We start from the raw sequence: 9,844 nt of genomic DNA, 5'->3' as shown, positions 1-9,844 counted from the left end.
CTCCCCGCACCGCGCCGGCATGCTGCTCACTGGGCCACTTCCTCCTCGCTCGGGCGGTTCGCCACCGCCAGGCCGCTTGCCACAACTCCCGCGAGGGCGACGTACGCCCTGCGTCCCGAGGCCCGCAGATGCGCGAGCTGGACCGGGCCGGCGTGCCCGGGGGCCAGTTCGTCCTCCCACGGGACGCGGACGATGGCGCGGCAGCGGCCGCGGGCCACCGCCTCCGCCTGCTCCACCCCGGCCATGCTCCGCCGGCTCACGCCGTTGATCACCATGACCGCGCGCCGGCGCAACTCGGTGGAGCCGTGCCCGTCGAGCCAGTCGAAGGTCATCGCAACCGCGTCCGGCGCGTCCTCGCTGGCGGGGGCCACCAGCACGAGCTGGTCGGCGTGGGCGAGCATGCGCGCCGCCATCGAGGCGGCCGGGTCGACGATGATCAGCCTGTAGTGGCGGTCCAGCACGCGCATGGCGTGCGCGAGACGCTCGTCGGAGAACAACCCGCGGTCGGCGAGCCGCCGGGCCGCGGCCGCGTCGGAGTCGGAGCCGACGACCTCCAGGCCCGACTCGCAGCGCGTCGTGTACGCCCGCATGCTCAGGTAGCCGCTCACACCGTCGAGCCCGGCCAGAAGCGAGGTCAGCGTCTCGGGCGAGTCGGTGGCGATGCGGCCGGTCAGCGTGTGGTCGCCGGTGTTGGCGTCCACCGCGACCACGCGGTCCTCGCGGTAGCGGGCCAGGGTGTGGCCGAGCATCAGCGTGGTCGTGGTCTGTCCCGCACCGCCCGTGCAGCCGAGGACGACGACGCGGCGGCTGCCCGCGAGCGTCGTGCGGGCCCTGGCCTCGTCCATCTCGATGCCGTCGTTGCGGTTCGGGCCGCCGCCGCCGACCACCACCTGGGCCAGCCGTCGCCAGCCGCCCGACTGGTCGCGCCCGACGACGGACTCGACGCGACGGACGCGCGGCTCGTCTCCCGGGCGGGGCACGGGCACGGGGACCGACGGCGCCGCCGGGTCGGCGGGCGCGCCCGGACCCGTGGGCACGGCGCGGATGGACAGCGGCGGCGCCGCCTGCTCGCGCGCGGCCGGCCGCGCCGGAACCCGCGGCACGGCGGTCCTCGGAGCCTCGGCCTCGACACCCTCGGCCCCGATGCCCTCGGCCCCGCGACCACCCGCCCCCTCGGACGGGCGCGGCGCCGGCTCCGACCGCGAACCGGCCGCCTCGGAGGAACGCGGGGCGAAGGACGCGGCCTCGGACGGACGCGGCTCGAAAGCGGGGCTCTGAGACGCGGCCTTGGACAGACGCGGCTCGGAAGCGGGGCTCTGAGACGCGCCCGGCGCCGAAGCCGGGGCCTCGGAGTAGCGCGGTTCAGAGGCGGGGCTCTGGGACGGACGCTCCGAAGTGAGGGCCCGGGAGGGGTGTGGCTCGGAGGCGGGAGTCTCGAAGGGGGAAGTCTCGGAGGGGCGGGTGCGGGAGACCGGCCAGACCGTACGAGACTCGGGCAGCCGGTACTGCGGGGCGGTGGCACGAGGCGGCTGCCCCTTGCGGTGCTGCTCGCGGACGTCGGTCTCTCCGGCACCGGCCCGCGTACCGGCCACCGGCTCGCCCTGGCTCGGCTCCACCCCAGGACGCCCGGTCACGGCGGTCCCGGCGACGCCGGCGGGCCCTGCGACGCGAGAAGCGTCCGGAGCACCCGCCGTACCCGCCGTGGCGGCAGTGCCCTCCCTACCTGCCGCGGGCGCCGTACCCGCCGTACCCGCTGCGGGCGCCGTATCCGCCGTACCCGCTGCGGGCGCCGTATCCGCCGTGCCTGCCGCGGGGAGCGTACCGGCCGTGGGCGCCGCACCAGCCGAGGACGGCGTGCCCGTCGTGGGCGCCGCACCAGCCGAGGCCGGCGTACTCGCTGTGCGCGCCGCACCAGCAGTGGGGGACGTGCTTGTCGTGCTTGTCGTGCCTGCCGGGCTTGCCGGGCTTGCCGTGGCGGCCGGATCCGGGGCAGGGGCGCCCGGGACGGGGATGCCCCCGGCAGGGATGCCGAGGCGACCGATACCCGAGGCAGGGGTGCTGCCGGGGATGCTGGTCGTGCCGCGGCTTTCCGCGGAGGCCGCGAGCCGGCGCAGGCGGCGCAGCGCCTCGGTGCCTATCGGCGGCGGGGTGGCCGAGATGCCCTGGCCCGGGGCGGGAGTCGCCTCGGCCTTCGCGCCGGACCGCTCCGGCGGAACGGCGGCACGGTCACGCGAGACCCCTTGCCGCTCCGAGGCAGGGTCACGCGACAGGCCCTGGTGCTCGGGAGCACGGTCACGCGAGACCCCTTGCCGCTCGGAGGCACGCTCACGCGACAGGCCCCGTCCCTCAGCGACGCGGTCGCCTGAGGGGCCCTGTGTCTCAGCGACGCGGTCACCACCTGACGGGCCCTGCGCCTCGAGGGCGCGGTCGCGTGAGAGGCCCTGCGCCTCGGTGACCCGGTCGCGTGAGAGGCCCCGCTCGGGGGCGGGGCGGCCCGGCGAGGGCAGGCGCGGGACGACGAGCCGGTCAGGGGCCGGATCGCGGCGGACGACGATGCGATCAGGGGTGGAGACGCGAGGCCGTGAAGGACCGGCGGGAGCCTCGGAGCCGGCCGGGGTGAGGCCGGAGACCGGCGTCGCCGAGCCGATGACCGGTGTGGCAGGGCCGATGGCGGACCCGGGAGCGGACGTCGCGGGGCCGATGGCCGGTGTCGCGCGGCCGATGCCGGACCCCGGAGGGGACGTCGCGGGGCCGGTGGCGGGCGTGGCCGGGGTGGGTGTCGCGGGGCCGGTCGCCCGGGTCGCGGGGTCGTGGACGGGGGGTGCGATGGCGGGGAGGGCCGCGGCGGGCTGGGCGGCGGCTGTTCCCCGGGTGACGCGGGGGCGTTCGGCCTGACGGGCGGGGGGCTCGGCGGCCGGCAGCGAGGTCACGGCCGCCGCGGCGGCGGCCACGGACGGGCGCACCTCGCCCGGGCGTGCCTTGATGGAGGGGACCTGCCGTGCCGGGGCCCAGGACGGGACGGCCCGCTTGCGGGGGGCGGTGTGCTTGGGCTTGGCGCGGGCGCCGCGCCGGGACCTGGAGGCGGGCTTCGCGGTCTCGGCCGAGGCAAGGAGCGCGGCCTGCGGAGCCGACCGCCAGACCTTGGCGGTGAAGGTGATCTCGTCGGGCTCGTCGGCCGGCGCCAGGCGGCACCAGGTCTTCGGCTCGCCGAAGTAGCGGAGCTGGGACTGGAGCAGTTCGTTGAGCCGCTTGCTCTCGATCACCGGCCGGGTGGACAGCCACGTCACGATGCCCGGAGGCACCAGGTACAGCACGTGCCAGGGCATCTCCATGGGGACCTGGAGAAGGCGCAGGAGCACCGACCAGGGGACCAGCACGCCCAAGAACACACCGATCCAGACGATCGGAAGCGGCATCGGCAGCCGAAGGTCGTACAGCTTGTAGAGCCGCTTCTCAATGCGCCAGATATTGGTATAGGTAGGCAGGTCCACCCGATCCTCCTCTCCCTGTCACGGCAACCTGGTCGCGCTCATCTGATGCCGAGCGCTCCCGCGATCGCCCTGGCCGTCACCTCGATGACGTTGGGCACGTAGAAGATCACACCGATCGCGACCGCCAGAATGATGAACTGGACGAATCTGGTGATCTCCCGCGTGAAGAGGAAGAAAATGGCGACGACGGAGACCACGACGAGGAACAGCGGGGCGAAGAACCTCCGGAGGAAGTCCGCGAGCCCCGCGGTGTTCACGCCGCCGGTCGGTGGCGCCGACGGCGTCATGACCTCCAGCGCGTTCTCCACGATCATTTTCACTATCAACTCTGGTCCTCCTGCTCATGGTCGCGCTCGCCGGTCGGCCGACCCGCTGGGGATCGTCGCGCTTCCTTGGCCGCTCCCTCGCCGCCTCCCATAGCCGCCGCGGTCTCATTCAACGGTCCGTGTCCCGCCGCGAATGTCCTTGACGTACCAGTTGCCGCCTTGCTTGACCACCGTGAGCCGGTAGGCCTGGTCAAGCGCGCCGGTGCCTCCGGCCTGGTCGCCCGAGGTGGCGGCCGGAGACGGTGCCGCGCCCTGGGCGAACGTCCACTTGACCACGGCGGTGATCTCGCGGGTGGCGCCGCCCGGAGGAGCGCTGACGCTCTTCAGCTCGGCCAGTGTGACCTTTCCGTCGAAACCGTCGAGCGTCTCGCCTTGGATGACATAACGCTGCAACTGGGTCGGATCGCCGGCCGCATAGGCCTTGAAGAAGTTCTCGAGTTGCGGTCGCAGCTCGTTTTCCGCGGTGTCGTCGTGGTCGGCCTGCGGAAGCTGGGGCAGGTTCGCCGGGCCGCCCGCGGGCATCAGCCCCGGTTGACCGGAGACGACGAACTTGCCCTCGGAGTAGTAGACCGGGACCGAGAGCTTCCAGCGCTGCGCGCCGGACTGGGCGAAAAGCGTCACAACCGCATTTTGCGCGTCACTCACTTCAATGCCAGAAAGCTGGAAATTACCGGCGGACATTCGCCCCACACCGTCCCAGCCGAATTGAGTGTCCGCCCCTACCGGGAGAAAAGGCTTCAATCGCTCGGCCCGGTCGTCGGGCTTGGCGGCGTCGTAATTCAAATACGCGAGCGCGAACTGGCTGGCGAACGCGGCGGCGTCGGCCTCCGGGAAGCCCGTGCCCGTGGGCGCGGCCGGCGCGCCGGTGGGCTGGTCACCCTGAGTGATGCGCTCGATGGGCGCGCGGACGCCGTTGACGACGATCACGATGATCAACGCCCACAGCACCGCTCTGCCCGTCCACACGAGCCAGCGCCCGCCCCCACCGGACCACCCGCCACGGCGTGGCGCGCTGCGTACGCGACCCGGCACGGGGTCAAGGTCCGGGTCGTAGGGCGAGGGAGGGTACGTCGAATGCTCGGGTTCGCCAGCGGTCCGCGGACCGTGCTGGACGTTTGACCTGCGAGCCATCACGCCTCCGCTCGCGCCGATCCCCCCGGCTGGCGCGGTGTCGTCTTACTATCGATCCTGTTATCCATGGTGAAGTATTCACTTTAGCGGCCTCACCAATTGTTCCAGGAAAGCCACGCCCATGGTGCAGGCATCGCCGTAGCAGACCAAGTCGGTCTTCCTCCGGTATCAGGAACGCCACTACCGAGTTCACGCAGGACAGAGTGCCCTTGTTCGTCCGCGAGCCTGGACTCACCTCCCCGACGAGATTCGCATTAAGGACAAAGCTCGCACCTGACAAGAAACCATCGTGAACCGGACATGCTGTGGAGGCATAACCGCTGCTCAGGCAGATGATGGGATCGCGTTCGCCGATCCATGGGGAGGTCGCGAAGTGCCCGCACGCACTGCCTCCCTTCCGCCAGGCCGCCCGCGCGGTCGGGCGCGCGGCGGCACGTACATGGCCGGCGGCCCCGGCGGAGCGCATGACCGACCCAAACACTGGAGAGTACGCGGGGCGCGCCGCCCTGCCGATCACCTGACGGCCACGCCTTACTATCCGCAGGTCACAGGCTCACGCACCGTCAGGCGCGTTTCGTGATGGGTGACGGCCGCACGGCCGACCCCGCTGCCTCGCACTATGTTGCCCTCTGTGGATACGCCATCCCCTCGCTTCCTCGTCGGGCGCTATCGGCTCATCTCCCTCCTCGGCAAGGGAGGCATGGGAACCGTCTGGCTGGCCTCCGACGACCTGCTGCGCCAGCACGTCGCCATCAAAGAGGTGCGGCTGCCGCCCGACCTGGACGAGGGCACGCGCGCCGAACTGCGCGAGCGCACCTTGCGCGAGGCCCGGGCGGCGGCCCGGCTGCGCGCTCACCCTTCGATCGTCACCGTGCACGACATCGTCATCGACGACGAGCGGCCCTGGATCGTCATGGAACTGGTCCAGGGCCGCTCGCTCCACCAGTTGATCCGCGATCACGGACCGCTGCCCCCGCAGCGGGTCGCCGAAATCGGGCTGCGCCTGCTCGACGCCCTCGGCGCCGCCCACAGCTCCGGCGTCCTCCATCGGGACCTCAAGCCGGCCAACATCCTGGTCACCGACGAGGGCCGGGTCGTACTCACCGACTTCGGCATCGCCACCCTGTCCGGAGACCCGTCTCTCACCCAGAGCGGCATGCTGACCGGCTCACCGGGGTTCATCGCCCCCGAGCGGCTCAGGGGCGAGGTCGACGGGCCGGCGTCCGATCTCTGGTCGCTCGGCGCCACTCTGTTCACCGCGGTCGAGGGCCATGCCCCCTACTCGCGGGAGAATCCGACGGCCGTGCTCGCCGCCGTGCTCATGCAGGAACCCCATCCGATGAGGCGAGCCGGGCCCCTCACGCCCGTTCTGGCCGGCCTGCTCGAAAAGGATCCCGCTCGGCGGGCCACCGGCGACCAGGCGATCCGGCAGCTACGGCCCGTCGCGGCCGGTGCCGCGCCACCGCCCATGCACCTCCCCAGGCCCGGCGGTCCGCCTTACCTGATCCCGGCAGGCCCGGCGACGCCTTCGGGGCAGGGCAGCGGCGTCCCGACCACCCAACCCTCTTCGAGCTCCGTGCCACCCCGACGGCCGACGCCGCGCGGCAAGTCGGTGCTTCTGGGATCGATACTCGCGGTGGTCATGGTCACCGCGGCCGGGGTCGCGACCCGCGGCGTGTGGCTGAAGACGCCGACGACGACGCCGAGAGGAAACACCGCCGCGCCAAAGAGCTCCGCGGCGCGCTCGTCCCCGGTCCAGGCCGAGAAGGGCCTGTACAAGGGAGACCCGGAGGCCTGCTCGCTGCTGACCGCCCAGCAGGCCGGGCGGCTCCTCGGCACTCCGGTGAAACGCCAGTTCCAGACCCACGGTTCCTGCATGTGGATAAGGGAGGACATCGGGGTCTTCGTCAATCTGACGCTGATCCGCTCGGCGACATCGGACTTCGCCCACTCGTTCTTCGCCGCCACGCGCACCAGCATGGCGGAAGAGCCGAGAAGGAACCCTGGGACGCGGGTCCGCCAGGGACCGCCCGTGGGCGACGAGGCCTTCAGCCACACCCGAGGCGAGGTCATCGTCAGCACCCACATCTACCGGACGCAGGTCCTCTTCCGTAAGGACAACATGACGGCCGTCGTGTACCTCACGCTGCGCACGCCCGGGTACCGCCGTCCCGACCTGGCCGCGACGTGGGTGGCGGACAACCTGGAGTCATATCGATGACTACACGTTGAAGCGGAACTCCACCACGTCGCCGTCGCGCATGACGTAGTCCTTGCCCTCGATGCGGGCCTTGCCCGCCGAGCGGGCGGCGGGCATCGAGCCGGCCTCGACCAGGTCGTCGAAGGAGATGACCTCGGCCTTGATGAACCCGCGCTGGAAGTCGGTGTGGATGACCCCGGCGGCCTCGGGGGCCGTGGCGCCCTTGCGGATCGTCCAGGCCCGGGTCTCCTTCGGCCCGGCCGTCAGGTAGGTCTGCAGGCCGAGCGTCTCGAAGCCCACGCGGGCGAGCTGGGTGAGGCCCGACTCCTCCTGGCCCACCGACTGCAGCAGTTCGAGCGCCTCGTCGTCGGGCAGCTCGACCAGCTCGGACTCGATCTTGGCGTCCAGGAACACCGCCTCGGCCGGGGCCACCACCTGCGACAGGCGGGCGCGCAGCCCCTCGTCGGCGAGTTCGTCGGAGTCGAGGTTGAACACGTACAGGAACGGCTTGGCCGTCAGCAGGTGCAGCTCGCGCAGGTCGGTGAGGTCCATGCCGGAGGCGTACAGCGTCGTGCCGCCGTCCAGGACCTTGGAGGCGGCCTCGGCGGCCTCCAGGACGGCCTTGCGGTCTTTGTTGGTCCGCGACTCCTTGGTGAGCCGCGGCAGGGCCTTCTCGATGGTCTGCAGGTCGGCCAGGATGAGCTCGGTGTTGATCGTCTCGATGTCGCGGCTCGGGGAGATGTCGCCGTCGACGTGCGTGACGTCGGGGTCGGTGAAGACCCGGATCACCTGGCAGATCGCATCGGTCTCGCGGATGTTGGCCAGGAACTGGTTGCCCCGCCCCTGCCCGACCGAGGCGCCCTTGACCAGGCCCGCGATGTCGACGAACTCGACCTTCGCCGGGATGATCTTGGCGGAGGAGTAGATCTCGGCCAGTGCGGCCAGCCGGGAGTCCGGCACGCCGACGATGCCCACGTTGGGCTCGATCGTGGCGAACGGATAGTTCGCCGCGAGGGCGTTGCCGCTCTTGGTCAGCGCGTTGAAAAGCGTGGACTTGCCGACGTTGGGCAGGCCGACGATGCCGATGCTCAAGCTCACGTTCGCCGAGTTTACGGTGCCCCGGCGCCGTTCCTGACACCCGTGGGGGCGATGGGCCTGGAATCATGCGGAGATGGACGTGATGGCACTCGCCTTCCAGCTGGCGGTGGGGCTGGCCGCCGGGCTGGTCATCGGCTTCGCCCTCGCCCGGTCGCGGGCGGCCGCCCGGCTGGCCGGCGCCGAGAGCCGGCTCGCGCTGGCCGAGGCCCGCGCGCAGGCCGCCGACGAGAAGGTCGCCTACGTCGAGGAGCAGATGACCCAGCGCTTCCAGTCGCTGTCCAACCGGGCGCTGGACGTCAACAACCTGCGCTTCCTGGAGCTGGCCGAGAGCCGGTTCGCCGCCTCCAGGGCCGACGCCGCGGGCGACCTGGAGCAGCGAAGGCAGGCCGTCGAGAATCTGGTCGCCCCGCTGCGCGAGACCCTGGCCAAGGTGCAGGAGCAGCTCCGCGAGAGCGAGACGGGGCAGCGGGTGGCGCAGGCCGAGCTGGGCAAGCAGATGGAGTTCGTACGGCACAGCTCCGAGCAGCTCAAGGCGCAGACCGGCGCCCTGGTGCGCGCCCTGCGCCGCCCCGAGGCGCGCGGGCGCTGGGGCGAACTGCAACTGCGGCGGGTCGCCGAGATCGCGGGCATGGCGCGGTTCTGCGACTTCGACGAGCAGGCGTCCGCCGTGACCGCCGACGGCGTCGTACGGCCCGACATGGTGGTCCGCCTGGCGGGCGGCAAGAACATCGTCGTGGACTCCAAGGTGTCCCTGGCCGCCTACCTGGAGGCCGCGGAGGCCGCCGAGGCGGGGGCGCAGGAGGTCAGGCTGGACGCGCACGCCCGCCATCTGCGCGACCACGTCGACCGGCTGGCCGCCAAGACGTACTGGCAGGCGTTCAGCCCGGCCCCCGAGTTCGTGGTGCTGTTCATCCCCGGCGAGGCGTTCCTGGCCCCTGCGCTCGAGCGCGACCCGGGGCTGCTGGAGTACGCCATGCGCAGGCGCGTGCACATCGCCACCCCGACGACGCTGATCACCATGCTGCGCACCGCCCAGTACGCCTGGCAGCAGCAGGCGCTGAGCGAGAACGCCCGCGCGGTGTTCGACCTGGGCAAGGAGCTGTACGAGCGGCTCGGGGCGCTCGGCCGCAACGTCGACGCGGTGGGCAAGGCGCTCGGCCGGGCCGTCGTGGCCTACAACAAGACCGTCGGCTCGCTGGAGGGCCGCGTGCTCGTCACGGCGCGCAGGCTGAACGACCTGGGCGTGGTCGACGCCCCCCTCCCCCAGCCCGACCTGGTGGAGGACCTCCCCCGCACCCCCTCCATGCCCGAGCTCATCGGCGATGAGCCCTTCCCCGGCGAAGCGGACGCGTCCCCCGACGGAGAACCGGAAGACGAGAGCGGAATGCCCGGCGACGGCGGGCCGGCGGGTGAGGGAGGGACGCGGAGGGACGCGGAGGGACGGCGGGCAGGGACGGGAGGCAGAGACGCCGCCAGCCGCTGGTGAAGAGACGGCAAGCACGTTCCCGGCCCCTCGCCTGAACGGTAAGTTGACGCGAGACTTGTCATGAGGCCGGCCGGAGCGGCCGTGGGGCCCGGGCCCGGAGGGGGCGGCGGTG

General features: G+C 72.1%; 6 protein-coding genes. 2 read left to right on the top strand and 4 right to left on the bottom strand.

Translation table 11 applies throughout. The features are described 5' to 3' along the window. Window positions 1–26: 26 nt before the first annotated feature. From ABZU32_RS16500 to ABZU32_RS16490, 3 genes are all read right to left on the bottom strand, one after another. A complete protein-coding gene (locus ABZU32_RS16500) occupies window positions 27–3,491 on the bottom strand; it encodes a TcpE family conjugal transfer membrane protein (RefSeq protein ID WP_354922832.1) in 3,465 nt (1,154 codons plus the stop codon). Window positions 3,492–3,529: 38 nt separating this feature from the next. Then, complete coding sequence (locus ABZU32_RS16495; protein ID WP_354840636.1) at window positions 3,530–3,778, bottom strand: hypothetical protein; 249 nt, start codon at window positions 3,776–3,778, stop codon at window positions 3,530–3,532. 144 nt (window positions 3,779–3,922) lie between these two features. Continuing rightward, window positions 3,923–4,744: a conjugal transfer protein gene (locus tag ABZU32_RS16490; RefSeq protein WP_354922992.1), complete on the bottom strand. Its 822-nt coding sequence runs from the start codon at window positions 4,742–4,744 to the stop codon at window positions 3,923–3,925. An 835-nt stretch (window positions 4,745–5,579) separates the two neighbouring features. On the opposite strand from ABZU32_RS16490, the gene ABZU32_RS16485 reads away from it, so the two are divergent. Then, window positions 5,580–7,169, top strand: a complete 1,590-nt coding sequence (locus ABZU32_RS16485; protein ID WP_354922829.1) for a protein kinase — start codon at window positions 5,580–5,582, stop codon at window positions 7,167–7,169. On the opposite strand, the gene ychF is transcribed toward ABZU32_RS16485, so the two are convergent. Further along, entirely contained in the window at window positions 7,170–8,246 is a 1,077-nt protein-coding gene (ychF, locus tag ABZU32_RS16480) for a redox-regulated ATPase YchF (protein WP_354922826.1), read from the bottom strand. Between the two features lie 73 nt (window positions 8,247–8,319). On the opposite strand from ychF, the gene ABZU32_RS16475 reads away from it, so the two are divergent. After that, on the top strand, window positions 8,320–9,732 hold the full coding sequence (locus ABZU32_RS16475) for a DNA recombination protein RmuC (protein ID WP_354922822.1): 1,413 nt from the start codon (window positions 8,320–8,322) through the stop codon (window positions 9,730–9,732). The last annotated feature ends 112 nt before the right edge of the window (window positions 9,733–9,844 follow it).

The sequence above is a fragment of the Sphaerisporangium sp. NPDC005288 genome, from assembly GCF_040607475.1.
Lineage (GTDB): Bacteria > Actinomycetota > Actinomycetes > Streptosporangiales > Streptosporangiaceae > Sphaerisporangium > Sphaerisporangium rhizosphaerae.
This window is presented reverse-complemented; position numbering and strand designations above follow the sequence as displayed.

What these genes read in the sequence shown, in the direction of transcription:
- ABZU32_RS16495 (WP_354840636.1), bottom strand. Translation starts at nt 3,778, where the DNA reads ATGACGCCGTCGGCGCCACCGACCGGCGGCGTGAACACCGCGGGGCTC.
- ABZU32_RS16475 (WP_354922822.1), top strand. Translation starts at nt 8,320, where the DNA reads ATGGACGTGATGGCACTCGCCTTCCAGCTGGCGGTGGGGCTGGCCGCC.